Genomic DNA, 18679 nt, shown 5'->3' on the forward strand with positions numbered 1-18679 from the left:
TTGGGCCGGACAGTGGGCGGCGCGGCCTCATGCCGCAATTGTCCCCGGCGCGTAAGTCTTTCAACGCGATTTTGAAAGACCCGACCATTGTCGCGCATTCCTTGATACAGAATTCCGCCCCTGACCGCTTGTCCTTACGCGGCCGCCGCGCTTTGCTGACGCAACGACAGGCACAAGGGGAGAGAGATGCGCTACAGCCGAGACCTGACCGGATATGGCCGGACCACCCCCAATCCCCGCTGGCCGGGCGGTGCCCGCATCGCGGTCCAGATCGTCCTCAACTATGAGGAAGGCGGAGAGAACAGCATCGAGCATGGCGATCCCGCCTCGGAGGCGTTCCTGTCCGAGATCATCGGCGCCCAGCCCTGGCCCGGCCAGCGGCACTGGAACATGGAATCGATCTATGACTATGGCGCGCGGTCGGGCTTCTGGCGGATGCACCGCATGCTTTGCGACCTGCCGATCACCGTCTATGGCGTCGCCACCGCGCTAGAGCGCAGCCCGGAACAGGTTGCCGCCATGCAGGAGGCCGGGTGGGAGATCGCGACCCATGGCCTGAAATGGATCGACTATCGCAACGTCCCGCGCGAGGTCGAGGCCGACCACATCGCCCAGGCCGTGGCCCTGCACACCGCCATCACCGGCGAACGCCCGCACGGTTTTTATCAGGGGCGCACGTCGATGAACACGGTGGCCTTGGGCTGCGAGGAAGGCGGGTTCGCCTATCTGGCCGACACCATCGCGGACGAACTGCCCTATTGGCACGTCCACAACGGCCGGCCGCAGCTGATGGTGCCCTATACGATGGACGCCAACGACATGCGATTTTCCAGCGGACAAGGGTTCGGAACGGGGACCGACTTCTTCGACTATCTGCGCGACAGCTTCGACATCCTCTATGCCGAAGGGGCCGCCGGCGCGCCCAAGATGATGTCCATCGGCCTGCATTGCCGCTTGGCCGGGCGCCCCGGTCGGGCCATGGCGATCCAGCGGTTCCTGGACCACGCCCGCAGCCACGAGGGCGTCTGGTTCGCCAGCCGCCTGGACATCGCCCGCCATTGGGCGGCCGAACATCCGTTCCAGCCCCGCACGCGCCCGTCGCAGATGGACCGCGACGCCTTTGTCGCACGGTTCGGCGGCGTCTATGAACATTCGCCCTTCATCGCCGAACGCGTCTGGGATGCCGAGATGGGTGCCGTCCACGACACGCCTGGCGGCCTTGCCGGACGCATGGCACAGATGTTCCGCGCGTCAGGCGACGACGAACGACTTGGCGTGCTGCAGGCCCACCCCGATCTGGCGGGCAAGCTGGCGCTGGCAAAGCGTCTGACCGCCGACAGCACCGCCGAACAGGCCAGCGCCGGGCTGGACGCGCTGACCGATGCGGAACGGGCCGAATTCACGCGCCTGAACGACGCCTATGTCGCCAAGCACGGCTTTCCGTTCATCATCGCGGTCCGTGACCACGACAAGGCGGGCATCCTGTCCGCCATGCAGGCCCGCGTCGACAACGACACCGCCACCGAACGCGCCACAGCCGAGGCGCAGGTCACCCGCATCGCCACCCTTCGCCTGAAAGAGATCCTGAAATGACCCAGACCGGCCCCGCGGGCGCCCCCACCGGCGACATAGCCCAGCTTCCCACCGATGATGCCACCGCGCCGCGCATCCGCTATGCCGGGCCAGTGGCGGGCCTGCCGCCCCAGACGGGGATGACCACCGACACGGCGATCTTCACCGAGGCCTATGCCGTCATCCCCCGCACCGTGATGCGCGACATCGTCACCAGCTATCTGCCCGGCTGGCAGGGGATGCGGTTCTGGATGCTGGCCCGCCCGCTGACCGGATTCGCCGAAACCTTCAGCCAGTACATCGTCGAACTGGCCGAAGGCGGCGGCAGCGACACGCCTGACGACGACCCCGAGGTCCAGCACGCGATTTTCGTCACCGGTGGCGACATGCAGGTGGTGATCGACGGGACCGAGCATCTGCTGTCACCTGGCGGCTTTGCCTATATTCCGGCGGGTACGCCGTGGCGGGTCAGGAACCGCACCGCTGGCCCCGCAGGCTTTCACTGGTGGCGCAAGCGCTGGCAGCCCTTTGCCGGCACGGACAAGCCCGACCCCATCGTGGTGCAGGAACAAGACATCGCCCCGTCCATGATGCCCGACACGGACGGGGCATGGGGCACGACGCGCTTCATGGACCCGGCCGATCTGCGCCATGACATGCACATCACCGTCGTGACGTTCAAACCCGGCGGCTCGATCCCCTTCGCGGAAACGCACGTGATGGAACACGGCCTGTTCGTGCTGGAAGGAAAGGCTGTCTATCGCCTGAACCGGGACTGGGTCGAGGTCGGTCCGGGCGATTACATGTGGCTGCGCGCCTTCTGCCCACAAGCCTGCTACGCCGGCGGTCCGGGGCCGTTCCGTTATCTGCTGTACAAGGACGTCAACCGCCACGCGACGCTGTGGCCGAACCGCTAATTCGCCGGGGCCGCGATCACTTCAGCGGATCGTGGCCCCAGTTCATCAGGGAATAGCGCCAGTCGCTGTGTTCCTTGTCCTTTTCGGGGCCACCCTGTGCCAAGTGGCGCTTGATGTAGCCCGCGACCTTGGCCATGTGCGACCAGTCGTCGTCGGTCAGGTCGGCCTTCTTCTTGTCCTTGATGCGCAGGATGTGGCGGCCTGACTTGTGGCCGGTGCTTTCGCCCTGCCCGCCGGTGTCGCCCACCGACTTGCTGTCGTCAGTGTCCAGCCAATCCTTCAGCTGGGACGGCGTCATGTTCACCAGCTTCTGCCAGTCGTCCCAAACCTGTTCATGCGATGCCATTGAATCCTCCTGCGATCGGCGGAAAAACTCCTGGCGCCAATGCGCGGTTCCAATCGGGCGGCATTCTGCTATGACCCCGCGTTGCACAGAATGCAAATTAATAACGTGGTAAACAGATGCGGATCATTGGCCTTGATGCGGCGCGAAGCCTGGCGATCGTGCTGGCGATGTCGTCGCATGTCTTTGCGGATGTGGGCCTTTACGCCCACATGTCCGAACCGCTGACCCGCGTTGCGGGATTTGCCTTCCAGATCGCCACACCGACCTTCATCCTGCTGTTCGGCACGATGCTGGAGGTGGTCTATCGCCCACGCTGGACCACGCGTCAGGCGCGCCATGGGGTTGCCATGCGGCTTTTGTCACGGGCGTTCCAGTGCTGGGTTCTCTATGCGCTGACCATCCTGACCCTGACCTTGACCGATGACGGCTACTCGGTGCCCTACAGCACCGCGACGATCCTGTTCATGGGAAATTCACCCTATACGGAAATCCTGAAGTTCTATGCCATCGTCCTCGCCATCGCGCCGATCCTGTTGTGGATCCGGGCGCGGACCGGGCTGCTGCCGCTGGCGGTCGCCGCGCTGGCCTGTCACGCGGCGTGGCCCCTGCTCAGCGGCCTTCCGGACGTCCAGAACGATCTGGGCGCGCCCACCCCCGTGGCCAGCCTCGTGCAGTTTCTGACCGGTCTCGGCGACCTGCCGCTTGCAGGTCCGTCCGTGCTGCACGGACTGACGCTGGTCATCGCCGGACAATGCCTGGGCCGCTATCTGACCGGCCGGTCGCCGGCGGGATCGACAGACCCCTTGGCCGATCCAAGCTTTGGCCGCCGGGTGCGTGCGCTGCTGGTCGGGGGCGCGGGGGTCGCGCTGATCGGTGGGCTGTTCGTCAGCGTCGACGTGATCGACGGCCTGGCGGATGGCAGCCTGCGCCGGGACAGCAATCCGCTGTATTTTGCAACTGGCATCCTGTCGGCGACGCTGATGACGCTGTCCTTCGTCTGGCTGATCGACATCCGCAAGGTCGGAAGCATCGGGGCATGGTCCCGCGCCACCTTCTTTGGCCGCACCAGCATGTTCACCTTCGCATGGGGCAATGTCCTGCTGTATCTGGTCGCCCCGCAGCCCACCAACGTGACCGGGGCACTGGCATGGACCGCCGCCCTGCTGGTCGCGCTTTGCGTGATGAGCCTTGGTTTCGACCGCGCCGCGCGCCGCTCGACGATGGTGGCGACCACGCTGACGCGGCTCAGGCGGCCCGCCGACTGGCTGGCCGAACGGCTGCTATGGGGGATGGGCCGACTGCGCGCGGCCTAGCTCAAACCTTGGTGGCGCTGACCGGTGGCGTGACGGTGCGGGCGCGGATGCGCGCCTCGCGCCAGGTGATATAGCTGATCGCCCCGATCATCAGACCGCCGCCCAGGATCACCCACGGGTCCAGCGGCTCATGAAAGACCAGCACGCCGACCAGGCTGGCCCAGATCAGCTGCAGGAACGTCACCGGCTGCGTGACCGTCAGCGGCGCCGCCGCAAAGGCCCGCGTCATCGTGTAATGGCCAAGCGTCGCAAAGACCGCGACCAGCGCCAGCCAGCCCAGCTGACCCATCGTCGGCGGCACCCACTGCGCGATGGCCAGCGGCGCCAGACCGACCGATACCGTCAGCGACATCATCGCCACGACCACCGCCGCGGGCACGCGATCCGAGAGTTGCTTGGCGATCAGATAGGACAGACCGAAGGCGACAGCGGCCAGAACCTGGCTCAGATGTCCGGGGTCCAGCTCCCGCAACCCCGGCCGCAGTACGACCAGCGCGCCCATAAGCGCCACCGCCACCGCCGCGATCCGCCGCGAGGCCAGCTTCTCGCCTAGGAACAGCGCGGCGCAGATCGTCACGATGATGGGGTTCAGAAAGCCGATGGCCGTCACCTCGGCCACGGTGATGCGCGACATCGCATAGAACCAAGCGACCACCGCCACCACGTGCAGCGCACCACGCAGCGCGAAAAGCCCCCAGATCCCCCGCGAAAACCCGCTCCGCAATGCGCTGGTGATGACCGGGGCCAGAAACACCAATCCGAACAGAAAGCGGATGAACGCCGCCTGCGCCGCGGGCAGCGCGCCGTCCAGCCCGCGCACGATGGTGTTGACCGCGACAAAGCACAGCCCTGTCGCCAGCATCCATCCGATGCCGATCAGGTCGCGGCGTGTCTCGCTTTGCATCTGCATGATCTGCAATTGCCGCCTTTCCCGACGGCGCGCAAGGTGCAAAACGCAAGACGGGCCGCCCCCGATGGGAACGGCCCGCCCACGCGATCGACGGCGGTTACAGTTGCGCCGCGATCTCTTCCGAGATGTCGAAATTGCCAGTGACGGTCTGGACGTCGTCGTCATCCTCCAGCGTGTCGATCAGGCGCATCAGCTTTTGCGCGGTCTCAAGGTCGGTGACCTCGGTGGGCGCCTGCGGCTTCCAGATCAGCTTGGCAGTGTCGGATTCGCCCAAGGACGCCTCCAATGCGCTGGACACCTCGTTCAGCGCGGTGTCGGCGCAATAGATCCAGTGGCCCTCCTCGTCGGATTCGACGTCGTCGGCCCCGGCCTCCAGCGCGGCCAGCATGACCGTATCGGCATCGCCAGCGGATGCGGGATAGACGATCTCTCCGACCCGGTCGAACATGAAGCTGACCGAACCGGTCTGGCCCATGTCGCCGCCCGACTTGGTGAAATAGCTGCGCACGTTCGACGCGGTGCGGTTGCGGTTGTCCGTCATCGCCTCGACCACCAGCGCGATCCCGTTCGGGCCGTAACCCTCATAGCGGATCTCGTCATAGGTCTCGGCGTCGCCGCCCTGCGATTTCTTGATGGCGCGATCGATCACGTCTTTGGGGACGGATTTCGACTTGGCCTCCTTGACGGCCAGGCGCAGGCGCGGGTTCTTTTCAGGATCGGGGTCGCCCATCTTGGCGGCCACGGTGATCTCTTTCGCCAGCTTGGAGAACAGCTTGGACCGCAGCTTGTCCTGCCGGCCCTTGCGGTGCTGGATGTTGGCCCATTTGGAATGCCCTGCCATGTCGGGTCGTCCTTCGTGCGGAAACTGGAATATGGCCCGCTTCTAGTCCAGCGGGCACCCCCATCGCAATGCGAAACGCGGCCCCAAGGGGCCGCGCGGTGGTCGTCCGGTGATCGGGCGCGCCTTACAGCGCGGCGGAACCGCCCAGGATGCGGCGGACTTCGCCGTCGCGGGTCAGACCCTTGGCCGACAGTTCGGCATCCGACATCTGGCTCAGGCGGTTCAGCGCGCGCATCTGCGGGCTTGCCTCGGCCAAAGCGATCATGAAGCGGCCCACGGCACGGAACGGCGCCAACAGCGAGCCGGCCGAGAAACCGGTGGATTTGTGATCGACAGAAGCGATGGTCGCCATGTGGAAACTCCTTGCATAGGACAAAGTCGTTTCCTCCCCTGCGCACTAGATCGGGGTTTTGCCCCCCGATCGCAACCGCCGATGCTGCATGGCAGCATTGCAGTCGCGGCAAGCGCAAGGCGTCAGGGGACCAGCGGCCACAGGAGGGGGATGATCAGACAAGCCACGATCCCGCAGATGATGTCCAGCGGGACGCCCACCTTGACGAAGTCGGAGAACCGATATCCCCCCGGCCCATAAACCATCATGTGTGTCTGATAGCCGATGGGCGTCGCAAAGGCGACGGTCGCCGCGAACATGACGGCCACGACATAGGGTCGTGGGTCGTGGCCAAGGGTCGTGGCCAGCGCGATGGCAATGGGCGTCAGCAGGACGGCGACCGCATTGTTTGACAGAACCTCGGTCAGGATCAGGCCCAGGAAATAGACCGCGATCAGGGTCAGGAACGGCGGCAGGTCCATCAGGTGCGGCGCCAGGAAGTCGACGATCAGGTTGACCGTCCCCGTATGTTCCAACGCCTCGCCCACGGCCAGCATGGCGAAGATCATCGCCATCAGGCGGCCGTCCACGAAAGAGAACGCCTCTTCAGCGTCGACGCAGCGGGTGATCAGGATCACCGCCGCCGCCAGGAAGGACAGCGCCAGGATCGGGGCGACGTTCAGGGCCGCCAGCGTCACCACGGCCAGCAGGCAGATGATCGCGATGGGCGCGCGATTGCGCCGATAGGCGCGCGCCGAGGGGCGCGAGACGTCGACCATCTCCATGTCGGTGGCCAGGCGGCCGATATCCTCTGGCGCGCCCTCCAGCAGCAGGGTGTCGCCCACGCGCACCACCAGGTCGTCCAACTGGCGACCGATGTTCTGGTTCCGCCGGTGCGCCGCCAGGACATAGATGCCATAGCGGCGGCGCAGGCGCAGGTCGCCAAGGCGGCGACCGATCAGATGGCAGCCCGGCGAGATCAGGACCTCGACCGTCTCGGTCGCGACCGAGCCCAGCTTGTCCAGCATCTGCAGGTTCTTGTTGTCCAGCATCTCCAGCAGGTCGGACATCTCCGACCGCAGGACGACGCGGTCGCCGGGGGCCAGCACGACCTCGGGCAGGTTGCGGCGCAGCGACGCGTCGCCCCGCAGCACGTCGATCAGGCGCACCGCGTCGCGCTTGAACAGCGCCACCTCGGTCACGGTCTGGCCGACAAGGGACGAATCCTCGGGGATCGCGACCTCGGTGAAGTACTTCATCTCGCGGCGCGACCCCAAGAAGCCGGCCAGCGAGGTGCGTTCGGGCAGAAGCTTGCGCCCGATCAGCAGGAAATAGGCGATCCCGGCAAGGGTGATGGCGATGCCCACCGGGGCGATCTCGAAGATCGTAAAGGGCTCCATCCCACGTTCGCGCGCGACCCCGTCGACCAGCAGGTTTGTCGAGGTGCCGATCAACGAGATCATGCCCCCCATCAACGTGAAATAACTAAGCGGCATCAACAGTTTGGACGGCGTTGTTCCAAGCCGAAGCGCCAGCTGGATGCAGATCGGGATCATCACCGCGACGACCGGCGTGTTGTTCATCACCGCCGATGCAACGATCACGAAGCCGAACAGGCTGGCCACGGCCAGCATCGGATTGGTGTCGGCGCGGGCCGATACGATGCTGGACATCAGGTCCAACGCCCCCGTCCGCATCAGGCCGCCCATCAGCAGGTACATGAAGGCGATCGTCCAGGGCGCGGCATTCGACAGCACCCCCGCCGCATCCTCGACCGGCAGCAGCCCCAGCACCATCATCGTCGCCGCCGAGGCGATGGCGATGACCTCGGGCGGGTGCTTTTCGCGGATGAAGAGGACAAAGGTGATGCTGACGATGATCAGCATGGCAACGGAAGCGGTCGTGCCGGTCAGTTCAAAGCCAAGCATGAAGATCCTGTCTCGTCACACGGCCCGGATGCGGCCCCGACATCGGGGTGTAGAGCAGTTTTCTGCGCTGCCGCAAGCGAAAGTTGAAACGGTGCCGGCGGGTCAGGCCGGATGCGTGGCCGCCAGCCGACCGCCGTCGCGCACCGGCTGGACGCTGCGCGCCTGCCCCGTGCGGTCGTCCGTCTCGACCAGCACGCCGGACAGCGTAGCCTCGCCTTCGGCGGGCACGAAGCGGTCGCGGACCATGCCGGTGATGAAGCGGCGCAGCGGCTCCGCCTTGTCCATGCCGATCACGCTGTCATAGTCGCCGCACATTCCCGCATCGGTCAGATAGGCCGTTCCGCGCGGCAGGACCTGCGCATCGGCCGTGGGGACGTGGGTGTGGGTGCCCACCACCAGGCTGGCGCGCCCGTCGCAGAAATGACCCACGGCCATCTTTTCGCTGGTCGCTTCGGCGTGGATGTCGACCAGGGCGGCCTGCACCATGCCGCCCGGCGGATGGGCGCGCAGCACGCCGTCCAGCGCCGAGAACGGATCGTCATAGGGACGCGACATGAACACTTGGCCCAGGGCCTGCACGATCAGCGCCTTGCGCCCGCGCTGGTCGCTGATGATCGTGTGGCCGCGGCCCGGCGCCTCGCGCGCGAAGTTCAGCGGGCGCACGATCCGCGGTTCGCGGTCGATGAAGGCCAGCATGTCCTTTTGATCAAAGGCATGGTCGCCGAGCGTCAGGCAATCGGCCCCCGCCTCCAGCAGCAGCTGCGCGTGACCCGCGGTCAGGCCGCGCCCACCGCTTGCGTTTTCCGAATTGACCACGACAAGATCGGCCTTCAGCCGGGCGCGCAGCCCCACCAGCCGTTCGGTGATCGCTCGACGGCCTGAACGGCCCATCACATCGCCAAGAAACAGAATTTTCATGGGGGTCTGCTATGCCAATCTGCGTGCGGCCTCAAGCGCGCACATGCAAAAAGGGCTGCCTTGCGGCAGCCCTTTCATATCGTCGCCGTAAGGCGTCGGATCAGACGAACTGAACGTTCGTTGCCGATTCGCGACCGTCACGGCCACGCTCCAGCTCGAACGTCACCTTCTGGCCGTCGGCCGGAGCCGACAGGCCCGCGCGCTCGAGAGCCGAGATGTGCAGGAAAACGTCCTGGCGGCCGCCTTCCGGTTGAATGAAGCCGAAGCCTTTGGTGCTGTTGAACCACTTCACGGTGCCGTTGGCCATCGTGAGATCTCCTGTCTTAGTGTTCCACCCGCAGTATGCGGTGGCTTGGCCGTCAGATTAACAAAGCAGACTGAAGGCAGAAGCAGACAGGATGCAGAGAATTTAACGTAGCCATGTCTAGATAGGGGGGACAGGGCCTTAATGCAAGGGAAACTTGGTGCCGGCTGAGGGATTTGAACCCCCGACCCCCTGATTACAAATCAGACGCTCTACCACTGAGCTAAGCCGGCATCGTCGTCCGATTACCAAGCCGCCCGATGTTACGCAAGCGGCGGCTTCGTGCGTCTGGCACCGCCCAGGTTGGTGCGCGCCAGAAGCGCGACCGCGGCCAGCCCCACGGCCATCACCAGCAGTGCCGCGGGCGAGGCGTTGCCCAGATCCTCCAGGCTGGCGCGTTCGTGGGTGCGGGTGGCCAAGGTCTCGAAGTTGAACGGGCGCAGCAGCAGCGTTGCGGGCAGTTCCTTGACGCAATCGACGAAGACCAGCAGCAGCGCCGCCCCCACCGACCCGCGCATCATCGGCAGATAGACCGCGCGCAGCACCCCGGCATTGTCGCGCCCCAGCGACCGCGCCGCCATCGGCAGCGAGGGCGGCACCCGCGTGAAGGCCGCGTCGATCGCCCCCTGCCCGATCGCGAAGAAACGGACCAGATAGGCCAGCACGATGGCCGTGCCCGTCCCGGTCAGGATCAGCCCCGGATCGGTGCCCGTCACCGCCAGCCAGCCGTCCGCGACCCGGTGGTCCAGCGCGGCCAGCGGGATCAGCAGGCCCACCGCCAACACCGCCCCCGGCGCGGCATAGCCGATGGTCGTGACCGGCATCAGCAGGCGCGGCAGCGCCCGCCCCGACAGGCGCGTGCCATAGACCATGATCAGCGCCATCAGCACCGTCAGCACCGCGGCGATACCGCCCAATGACACCGTGTGCCACGCGGCCCGCACCAGCCCCGGCGACACCCAACCCTGCGGATAGGCCAGCGCATAGGTCGCGATCACCCCCACCGGCAGGACGAACCCCATCGCGAAAGGCAGCGTGCAGGCCAGCGTCGCCAGGACCCCCGGCAGGGCACGCAGGCGCTGACGCTGGATCGGACGCGGCTGCCGGGCGCTTTGGTGATAGCGCGCGTTGCGGCGGGCAAAGCGTTCCCACAGCGACAGAAGCACGATGATGGCCAGCATCGCGCAGGCGATCTGGGCGGCACCGCCGGCGTTCCGACGCTCCAGCCAGGTGGTGAAGATGCCGGTGTTCAGGGTCTGGACCCCGAAATAGCTGACGACGCCGTAATCGGCGACCGCCTCCATCATCGCGATGGCCGATCCCGCCACGATGGCCGGGCGCGCCAGCGGCAGGCCAACGCGGGCGAACAGGCCCCAAGGACCGGTGCCCAGGGCGCGCGCGACCTCGTATGCGCTGCCCGACTGTTCGTGCAGCGCGGCGCGCGTCAGCAGATAGACATAGGGATAGAGGGCGGAGGCCAGCACCACGATCGCCGCCTCCAGCGAGCGGATGCGGGGGAACCAGTAGTCGCGGGCCGTCTCCCACCCGAACCAGCCGCGCAGGGCGATCTGGACCGGGCCGGAATAATCCAGGAAATCGGCCAGCGCATAGGCGCCGATATAGGCGGGCACCGCCAGCGGCAGCAGCAGCAGCCACTGCAGCACGCCGCGGCCCGGAAAGTCGTACATGCTGACCAGCCAGGCCGCCCCGGTGCCCATCGCCGCGGCCAGCAGTCCCGTCCCCACCGTCAGCGCGACCGTGTTGCCGAAATAGCGGGGCATGACGCTGGACAGCAGATGCGGCCAGATATTGTCGGTGGGGTTCAGCGCCAGCCAGACGACCGACAGGACCGGCATCAGCACCAGCCCCGCGACCAGGACCGCGGCGACCGACCATCCGCGTCCGCCCCCCTGGCGCAGGGCATGATCGTGACGGCGGCTGCGGGTCGGTTCTGGGGCTGTCCGGGTCATGCCAAAGGGCGATATGCCAAAGCGGTTTGACTGTCCACGCCGGACGGTTAATCTGCGCGCCACAACCAGGGTGGGCTTGCCCGCCGCAAGGCCAAGAAAAGACGGGACAGTTCAGATGCAGATGGTTTTCCACCTGGGGGTGCACGGCACCGACCGCGACCGCCTGCTCAAGACGCTGCTGAACAACCGCGCCGCCCTGCAGGGCATCGGCACCGAGGTTGTCACCCCGAACCGCCACCGTGGGCTGTTCGACGAGGCCCTGGCATCGCTGAACGGCGGCACCGCCACGCCCGAGATGGAACAGATCATGATGGACGCGATGCTGGAAAGCGACGATCCCAAGCGGATCGTGATGTCCACCTCGACCTTCATGGGTGCGCCGGGCCGGGCCGTGGGGCGCGACGGGCTCTATCCGCAGATCGGCATGCGCGCGGCCGCGCTGTCGCGGCTGTTCCCGTCGGCGCGGACCGAGTTCTTCCTGGCGATGCGCAATCCCGCCACCCTGCTGGCCGAGGTCCTGCCCCAGTTCAGCGGCGGCGGCTATGACGACCTGATGCAGGGAAACCATCCGCTGCAGCTGCGCTGGCGGCTGGCCATCCAGAAGCTGGTCCGATCGGTGCAGGGCCGCCGCCTGGTCCTGTGGTGCCACGAGGATGTGCCGCTGATCTGGCCCGAGGTGGTGCGGTTGATCGGCGCATTGCCCGACGGCGTGCCGCTGGCGGGAAACATGCCCTACATGTTCGACCTGCTGGGCCCGTCCGGGATGGAGAAGCTGCGCGCCGCGATGGCGGGCCGCGACCAGACCAATGTCGCGCAGCGCCGCCAGATCTATTCCGACGTCCTGGCCGCCCATGCCCTGCCCGAGGTGCTGGAGCAGACCGTCGACCTGCCGGGCTGGACGCAGGAGCTGGTCGATCAGGTGACGGAAAACTATCGCGCCGACGTGGCCGAGATCGCGGTCCTGCCGGGCGTCGAGTTCATCCTGCCCTAGGGCCGCGCGGGCGGCCCCGGGGCGGGTGCGTCAGACCATGCCCAAAGCGGCCTTGTACATGTCCAGGATCGCCTCTTCCTCGGCGATGTCGTCCTTGTCGCGGCGGCGCAGGGCGATGATCTGCTTCATCACCTTGGTGTCGTATCCGCGGGCCTTGGCCTCGGCCATCACCTCTTTCTGGCGTTCGGCGATGTCCTTCTTTTCGGCCTCAAGCTGCTCGAACTGTTCGATGAACTGGCGCAGCTCGTCCGCGGCCACCCCATAGGCTTGATCGTCCTGCATCGGATTCGTCCCTTCTTGCGCGTTTGCACCGGGTGTTAGGCGGTCTTGTTGCGGGGTGCAATCGCCGCTAGGGGACGGTCGCGAAACCCCGCTTTGCGCAAGGAGACGACCATGACCCTGTTCGACTGGATCATCTGGAGCGGCGCGGCCCTGACCCTGATCGGGCTGGGCGCCCTTGTCTGGTGCATCTGGACCGTCAGCCGCGCCCGCGCGCGGGGCCTGGACGACGCGGCGCTGCGCGAGAAGATGCGCGGCGTGCTGGCCGTGAACATGGGTGCGCTGGCGGCATCGGTCATCGGCCTGATGATGGTCGTGATCGGCATCGTGCTGGCCCGGTGACCCGACGATGAGGGTCCTGATCCAGCGCGTCACCGAAGCCCGCGTCACCGTCGACGCCCAGATCGTGGGGCAGACGGGGCCGGGCCTGCTGATCCTGGCCTGCGCCATGCGGGGCGACGACGACGCGACCGCCGCGGCGCTGGCCGGGCGGGTAGCGCGGTTGCGCATCTTCCGCGACGATCAGGGGCGGATGAACCGGTCGGTGCTGGACACGGGCGGCACGGCGCTGGTCGTCAGCCAGTTCACCTTGGCCGCCGACACGCGCAGCGGCAACCGCCCCGGCTTCTCCTCGGCCGCCGCGCCTGACGATGGCCGGCGCCTGTACGAACGCTTCGCTCAAGCGCTGTGCGACCTGGGGGTCGCCACCGAAACCGGGCGCTTTGGCGCGGACATGCAGGTGGCTTTGGTCAATGACGGGCCCGTGACGATCTGGATGGACAGCGCCGACCGCGCCTGACCATCCAGGGCCGTGCCTAACGGGGCTTGACTTTCACGTCATTTCCGCCCATCTGACCCCCATCGCCGTCCGCTGCCGCGTGAGCAGCCTTGGGCCCCTGCCCGATGACGCCGACACCCAATCCAGTTTCCCATTCACGCGGGGAGGCAGCAGGCATCCTCGTATCGCGCCTGCACCCCTGCCACTGGCCGCGCCCTGCGCGGGGCCCCTGCCTTTTCGTCCGATACGGGGGACGGAAGGGACGAAAGATCCTGATGGAACAGAACAACACCCGCCGCCGCCCCAACCGTGGCGGCAAGTCCACCCCCGCCCGCCCGCCGATCCAGGCCAACGAAGGCCGCCGCGCCCCCGCCCGCGAACCCGTCATCACCGGTCCCTTCGCGGATATGGGGATCGACCACCGCATCAACGCCAACATCATCGCGATGGGCCTGACCACGCCCACCCCGATCCAGGAACAGGGCATCCCCGCCATCGTGCAGGGCCGCGACGTGCTGGGCCTGGCCCAGACCGGCACCGGCAAGACGGCGGCCTTCGGCCTGCCGATGCTGACCCGCCTGATCAACTATGGCAAGAAGCCCGACCCCAAGACCTGCCGCGCGCTGATCCTGGCACCGACCCGCGAACTGGCCACCCAGATCGCGACGAACATCGACGCCTATGCCGAGGGCACGCCGATCCGGTCGTTCCGCGTCGTGGGCGGCGCCTCGATCAACACCCAGACCGAGCGGCTGTCGCGTGGCGTGGACGTACTGATCGCCACCCCGGGCCGCCTGATGGACCTGATCGAGCGTCGCGCGATCAGCCTGGAGGCCACCACCTATCTTGTGCTGGACGAGGCCGACCAGATGCTGGACATCGGCTTCATCCACACGCTGCGCAAGATCGCGCGGATGCTGCCCCGTGAACGCCAGACGCTGATGTTCTCGGCCACCATGCCCAAGCTGATGTCCGAGCTGTCGGACACCTACCTGACCAACCCGGTCAAGGTAGCCGTCAACCCGCCGGGCCAGGCCGCCAAGAAGATCGAACAGGGTGTCCACTTCGTCAGCCAGGGCGACAAGGCCACCCTCCTGGCCGAATACATGTCCAAGCACACCAACGAGCTGGCCATGGTCTTCGGCCGCACCAAGCACGGCTGCGAAAAGCTGGCCAAGCTGCTGGAAAAGTGGGGCTTTGCCGTCGCTGCGATCCACGGCAACAAGAGCCAGGGCCAGCGCGAGCGTGCGCTGGAGGCCTTCCGCAAGGGAGAGACCAAGGTGCTGGTCGCCACCGACGTGGCCGCCCGCGGCCTGGACATCCCCGAGGTCGCGCATGTCTACAACTACGACCTGCCGAACGTCCCCGAGAACTATGTCCACCGCATCGGCCGGACGGCGCGTGCGGGCCGTGACGGTCGCGCCGTGGCCTTCTGCTCGCCTGCCGAACTGGGAGAGCTGCGCGCCATCGAGAAGGCGATGAAGAACGCCATTCCCGTGATCGGCGGCGACGTGCCCTCGGCCGCCGCGGCCGCAGCGGCGGGTCCTGCCGGCGGTGCACAGCGCGGACGCGGCAAGCCGATGGACGGGGGCGCCCACAAGCGTCCGGCACGCCGCCCGTCGCGCGCGCCCAAGAGCCGCACCGCCTGATCCCTGCCGCAAGGCGGAATGGGTATCTGAACGACGAACAGGCCGCCGGGGCGCAATCTCCGGCGGCTTTCGCTTGTCGCGCGTCATGCGCGCGGGTATGGGCCGGGCACCATGGCAAAGCTGTATTTCAACTATTCGACGATGAACGCGGGCAAGAGCACGCTGCTGCTTCAGGCGTCCTACAACTATCGCGAACGCGGGATGGAGACGCTGCTGCTGACCGCGGCGCTGGACGACCGCGCCGGCAGGGGGCGCATCGCCAGCCGGATCGGCATCGCCGACGAGGCGCTGTCCTTTGACAGCGCGTCCGACCTGCTGACGCTGGTGGCGCAGACCGCGCCACGCCCCGCCTGCGTGTTCGTCGACGAGGCGCAGTTCCTGACCGCGGACCAGGTCTGGCAGCTGGCCCGCGTGGCCGACGACCTGGGCATTCCGGTCATGTGCTATGGGCTGCGGGTCGATTTCCGGGGCATGCTGTTCCCGGGATCCGCTGCCCTGCTGGCGCTGGCCGACGACATGCGCGAGGTGCGCACCATCTGTCACTGCGGCAAGAAGGCCACCATGGTCATCCGCCGCAACGAGGCGGGACAGGCGATCACCGAGGGCGCGCAGGTGCAGGTCGGCGGGAACGAGACCTATGTCTCGCTCTGCCGCAGGCACTGGCGCGAGGCCACGGGAAACTGATCACGATTGCCCCGCCCCGGCCATGGCGCGTTGCGGGGCGGATTGGGTTGATGTAACCATCATGGAAAACAACCTAGGGGGACTTATCATGCGCGGATTCCTGATCTGGGTGGCGGCCGTGCTGGCCATGACGGCCCCCGCCAGGGCCTTTGACACGACAGCATCGGCCGCGTGGGTCTATGACGTCCAGACCGGCACCGTGCTGATGGAGAAGAACGCCGAGACGCCGCTTCCCCCGGCCTCGATGTCCAAGCTGATGACCCTGACCATGCTGTTCGAAGCGCTGCGCGATGGGCGCGTAAGCATGGACACGACCTTTCCGGTGTCCGAGAAGGCCTGGCGCATGGGCGGGTCCAAGATGTTCGTGGAACCAGCCGACCGCCCCTCGGTCGAGGACCTGATCCACGGCATCATCATCAATTCCGGCAATGACGCCTGCGTCGTCGTGGCCGAGGGCCTGGCCGGGACCGAAGAGGCCTTTGCCCGCCAGATGAACGAACGCGCGGCGCAGCTGGGACTGACCCACACGACGCTGACGAACGCCTCGGGCTGGCCCGATCCGGGACATCGCATGTCGATGGAGGATCTGGGTCTGCTGGCCACCTACATCATCACGGAATTCCCGGATCTCTATCCGAACTTCGCCATGACCTCGTTCAACTACAAGGGCCGCGTGCCGTCAAACGCGGGCAACCGCAACCCGCTGCTGTCCATCGGCACGGGCGAATGGACCGCCGACGGGCTGAAGACCGGCCACACCCAGGAGGCCGGATACGGCCTGGTCGGGTCGGCCATCCAGGACGGGCGTCGCATCATCTTCGTCATCACCGGCCTGACAAGCGACCGTGCCCGGGCCGAGGAATCCGAACGCCTGGTCAACTGGGCATTCCGCGAATTCAGCATGCGCACCCTGGTCCCCGCCGGAGAGGACGTGGCGCAGGCGCCCGTCTGGCTGGGCACCCTGTCGCGGGTCGGCCTGACCACCCAGAACGGCGTCAACGTCCTGGTTCCCGCCGGCGTCCAGGACCAGGTCAAGGTCGAGGTGGTCTACGATTCCCCCGTCCCCGCGCCCATCGCGCGGGGGGACCGCCTTGGCCAGTTGGTCGTGACCATCCCCGGCACGCGCGACACCGTCACGCCCCTGATCGCCACGCAGGACGTCCCCGAGGCCGGGCTGGTGGGCCGCATGAAGGGGGCCGTGATGCAGCTTGGCCAGCGTGCCATCACCGCCGTCACCGGCTGATGCTGATCAGCCTGGAAGGCATTGACGGCTGCGGCAAGTCCACCCAGTCCCGCCTGCTGGCCGACGCGCTGCGGGCGCAGGGCCGCGAGGTCGTGCTGACCCGAGAACCCGGCGGCAGCCCCGGCGCCGAGGAGATCCGCCGCCTGCTGGTCGAGGGGGCGGGCGAACGCTGGTCGCCCGAGACGGAATGCTTGCTGTTCACCGCCGCCCGGCGCGATCATCTGGAACGCACGATCCGACCCGCGCTGAAAGCGGGCCATGTCGTCGTGACCGACCGGTTCGCCGACAGCACCCGCGTTTATCAGGGTGCCGCGCGGGGCGACCTGCGGGACATGGTGGACCGGCTGCACGCGCTGATGATCGGGGTCGAGCCGGACCGGACCTTCGTCATCGACATCGACCCAGAAACGGGGCTTGCCCGCGGCACTGCGCGCGGCGGGGCCGAGGACCGCTTTGAAAGCCTGGGGCTGGCCTTCCAGCAGCGGCTGGCCACGGGCTTTCGCGCGCTGGCCGCCGAATATCCCGACCGCGTCCGGCTGATCGACGGCAGAGGCAGCGCCGCGGACGTGTCCGCCCGCATCATGGCCGCGTTGTGAAGACCGAGGCCGCCGACATTCCCGAACCCGACCGGGTCCCGGGCGCACCCCATCCGCGTCACGCGACGCGCGTGATCGGCCAGGACGCGGCGGCGGCGGCGTTTCTGCAGGCCGCGCAGGGCGACCGGCTGCATCACGCCTGGCTGCTGACCGGGCCGCGCGGGGTCGGCAAGGCGACGCTGGCCTGGGCCATCGCGCGCTGGCTGCTGGCCGAGAGCGGGCGGGCCGATCTGGCCGTCGACCCCGACACGCCCGAGGCCCGCCGCATCGCCGCCCTGTCCGAGCCGCGCCTAACCCTGATCCGCCGCCCCTGGGACGACAAGACCAGCCGCCTGCGCGCCGAGATCACCGTGGACGAGATCCGCAAGCTGCTGTCCTTCTTCCACCTCTCGGCTGCCGAAGGCGGTCGTCGCGTGGCGATCATCGATGCCGCCGACGAGATGAACATCCCCGCCGCCAACGCCCTTCTGAAGGTGCTGGAGGAGCCGCCGTCGGATGCGCTGATCCTGCTGATCGCGCATCAGCCCGCACGCTTGCTGCCCACGATCCGGTCGCGCTGCCGCACGCTGCGCCTGTCGCCGCTTCCGCCGCGACAGATGTCGGCGATCCTGTCCGACATGGGCCTGAACGAGGATGCCGAGGCGCTGTCGGCCCTGTCCGACGGATCGGTCGGAGAGGCGCTGCGGCTGGCCGGCCAGGGGGGGCTTGACCGCTATCAGGACCTGGTCGACCTGTTCGCCACCCTGCCCCGGCTGGACCGGCTGGCGGCATCCAAATTCGCCGATGGCGCCGCGGGGCGCGCGGGCGCCGATGGCGACCCGTTCGATCTGACCATCACCGTGCTGGACCGCTTCGTTACCCGGCTGGCGCGGGCGGGGCTGGTGGGCGCGCCGCTGCCCCAGGCCGCGCGCGGCGAAGGGGCTTTGATGGCGCGGCTGTCACCCGACGACCACGCCGCCCGCATCTGGGCCGAGGCGCAGGCCCGCCTGTCGGCGCGTGCCCGCACGGGACGGGCGGTCAACCTTGACCCTGCCGCGCTGGTCATGGATATGGTGCTGGAACTGGCGCAGCTGCCGCCCGCGCAAGCGTCCCTGACCAAGGCCTGACCG

20 protein-coding genes and 1 tRNA gene are annotated in these 18679 nt (G+C 67.4%); 11 read left to right on the plus strand and 10 right to left on the minus strand.

All coding sequences use genetic code 11. From position 1 onward, the window contains the following. Positions 1 to 186 precede the first annotated feature (186 nt). Together puuE and TW83_RS03020 are read left to right on the plus strand one after the other, a co-directional pair. Positions 187 to 1593, plus strand: coding sequence for an allantoinase PuuE (gene puuE, locus TW83_RS03015; RefSeq protein WP_045981283.1), 1407 nt, complete (start codon positions 187 to 189; stop codon positions 1591 to 1593). Next, positions 1590 to 2489 carry a bifunctional allantoicase/(S)-ureidoglycine aminohydrolase gene (locus TW83_RS03020; RefSeq protein WP_084697227.1) on the plus strand — a complete coding sequence of 300 codons (900 nt, stop codon included), beginning with the start codon at positions 1590 to 1592 and terminating at the stop codon, positions 2487 to 2489. Before puuE ends, TW83_RS03020 begins: the two co-directional genes overlap by 4 nt. 16 nt (positions 2490 to 2505) lie before the next feature. Here the strand turns inward: TW83_RS03020 and TW83_RS03025 are convergent, their stop codons facing one another. Next, the gene (locus TW83_RS03025; protein ID WP_045981284.1) at positions 2506 to 2835 is read right to left on the minus strand and encodes a DUF3140 domain-containing protein; all 330 of its coding nucleotides are present in this window, start codon (positions 2833 to 2835) and stop codon (positions 2506 to 2508) included. A gap of 116 nt (positions 2836 to 2951) precedes the next feature. Between TW83_RS03025 and opgC the strand changes: the two genes are divergently transcribed. Beyond that, the gene (gene opgC, locus TW83_RS03030; protein ID WP_045981285.1) at positions 2952 to 4148 is read left to right on the plus strand and encodes an OpgC domain-containing protein; all 1197 of its coding nucleotides are present in this window, start codon (positions 2952 to 2954) and stop codon (positions 4146 to 4148) included. A gap of 1 nt (position 4149) precedes the next feature. Here the strand turns inward: opgC and TW83_RS03035 are convergent, their stop codons facing one another. The 8 genes from TW83_RS03035 to TW83_RS03070 all read right to left on the minus strand — a co-directional run bounded on the left by TW83_RS03035 (position 4150) and on the right by TW83_RS03070 (position 11236). After that, a complete protein-coding gene (locus TW83_RS03035) occupies positions 4150 to 5058 on the minus strand; it encodes a DMT family transporter (RefSeq protein ID WP_232303269.1) in 909 nt (302 codons plus the stop codon). A 97-nt stretch (positions 5059 to 5155) separates the two neighbouring features. Beyond that, positions 5156 to 5899 (minus strand): YebC/PmpR family DNA-binding transcriptional regulator, encoded by a 744-nt coding sequence (locus TW83_RS03040; RefSeq protein ID WP_045981286.1) that lies wholly within the window; start codon positions 5897 to 5899, stop codon positions 5156 to 5158. A 124-nt stretch (positions 5900 to 6023) separates the two neighbouring features. Then, entirely contained in the window at positions 6024 to 6251 is a 228-nt protein-coding gene (locus tag TW83_RS03045; protein WP_045981287.1) for a hypothetical protein, read from the minus strand. Positions 6252 to 6373: 122 nt separating this feature from the next. Then, complete coding sequence (locus tag TW83_RS03050; RefSeq protein WP_045981288.1) at positions 6374 to 8158, minus strand: SLC13 family permease; 1785 nt, start codon at positions 8156 to 8158, stop codon at positions 6374 to 6376. 102 nt (positions 8159 to 8260) lie between these two features. Beyond that, a complete protein-coding gene (locus TW83_RS03055; RefSeq protein WP_045981289.1) occupies positions 8261 to 9076 on the minus strand; it encodes a TIGR00282 family metallophosphoesterase in 816 nt (271 codons plus the stop codon). 100 nt (positions 9077 to 9176) lie between these two features. Beyond that, positions 9177 to 9383 (minus strand): cold-shock protein, encoded by a 207-nt coding sequence (locus tag TW83_RS03060; protein WP_042248736.1) that lies wholly within the window; start codon positions 9381 to 9383, stop codon positions 9177 to 9179. Positions 9384 to 9538: 155 nt separating this feature from the next. Next, positions 9539 to 9613 (minus strand) — tRNA-Thr (locus TW83_RS03065). 30 nt (positions 9614 to 9643) lie between these two features. Continuing rightward, positions 9644 to 11236 (minus strand): iron ABC transporter permease, encoded by a 1593-nt coding sequence (locus tag TW83_RS03070; protein WP_239441274.1) that lies wholly within the window; start codon positions 11234 to 11236, stop codon positions 9644 to 9646. Between the two features lie 229 nt (positions 11237 to 11465). Here TW83_RS03070 and TW83_RS03075 point away from each other — a divergent pair, with 229 nt between their 5' ends. After that, positions 11466 to 12341: a hypothetical protein gene (locus TW83_RS03075; protein WP_045981290.1), complete on the plus strand. Its 876-nt coding sequence runs from the start codon at positions 11466 to 11468 to the stop codon at positions 12339 to 12341. Positions 12342 to 12371: 30 nt separating this feature from the next. On the opposite strand, the gene TW83_RS03080 is transcribed toward TW83_RS03075, so the two are convergent. Next, the gene (locus TW83_RS03080) at positions 12372 to 12623 is read right to left on the minus strand and encodes a DUF2312 domain-containing protein (RefSeq protein WP_042248738.1); all 252 of its coding nucleotides are present in this window, start codon (positions 12621 to 12623) and stop codon (positions 12372 to 12374) included. A gap of 111 nt (positions 12624 to 12734) precedes the next feature. Here TW83_RS03080 and TW83_RS03085 point away from each other — a divergent pair, with 111 nt between their 5' ends. The 7 genes from TW83_RS03085 to TW83_RS03115 all read left to right on the plus strand — a co-directional run bounded on the left by TW83_RS03085 (position 12735) and on the right by TW83_RS03115 (position 18676). Continuing rightward, complete coding sequence (locus TW83_RS03085) at positions 12735 to 12962, plus strand: hypothetical protein (protein WP_045981291.1); 228 nt, start codon at positions 12735 to 12737, stop codon at positions 12960 to 12962. Between the two features lie 7 nt (positions 12963 to 12969). Continuing rightward, positions 12970 to 13419 carry a D-aminoacyl-tRNA deacylase gene (gene dtd / locus TW83_RS03090; protein ID WP_045981292.1) on the plus strand — a complete coding sequence of 150 codons (450 nt, stop codon included), beginning with the start codon at positions 12970 to 12972 and terminating at the stop codon, positions 13417 to 13419. A gap of 386 nt (positions 13420 to 13805) precedes the next feature. Then, positions 13806 to 15047 (plus strand): DEAD/DEAH box helicase, encoded by a 1242-nt coding sequence (locus TW83_RS03095; RefSeq protein ID WP_045981350.1) that lies wholly within the window; start codon positions 13806 to 13808, stop codon positions 15045 to 15047. Between the two features lie 111 nt (positions 15048 to 15158). Next, positions 15159 to 15731 (plus strand): thymidine kinase, encoded by a 573-nt coding sequence (locus TW83_RS03100; protein WP_045981293.1) that lies wholly within the window; start codon positions 15159 to 15161, stop codon positions 15729 to 15731. A gap of 88 nt (positions 15732 to 15819) precedes the next feature. Then, the gene (locus TW83_RS03105; RefSeq protein WP_045981294.1) at positions 15820 to 16974 is read left to right on the plus strand and encodes a D-alanyl-D-alanine carboxypeptidase family protein; all 1155 of its coding nucleotides are present in this window, start codon (positions 15820 to 15822) and stop codon (positions 16972 to 16974) included. Beyond that, on the plus strand, positions 16974 to 17570 hold the full coding sequence (tmk, locus tag TW83_RS03110) for a dTMP kinase (RefSeq protein ID WP_045981295.1): 597 nt from the start codon (positions 16974 to 16976) through the stop codon (positions 17568 to 17570). The genes TW83_RS03105 and tmk overlap by 1 nt, the downstream gene beginning before the upstream one ends. Further along, complete coding sequence (locus tag TW83_RS03115) at positions 17567 to 18676, plus strand: DNA polymerase III subunit delta' (RefSeq protein WP_045981296.1); 1110 nt, start codon at positions 17567 to 17569, stop codon at positions 18674 to 18676. Before tmk ends, TW83_RS03115 begins: the two co-directional genes overlap by 4 nt. Positions 18677 to 18679: the final 3 nt, after the last annotated feature.

Origin of the sequence: Paracoccus sp. S4493, from assembly GCF_000967735.1 — a bacterium.
In the GTDB taxonomy this organism is placed as follows: Bacteria; Pseudomonadota; Alphaproteobacteria; order Rhodobacterales; family Rhodobacteraceae; genus Paracoccus; species Paracoccus marcusii.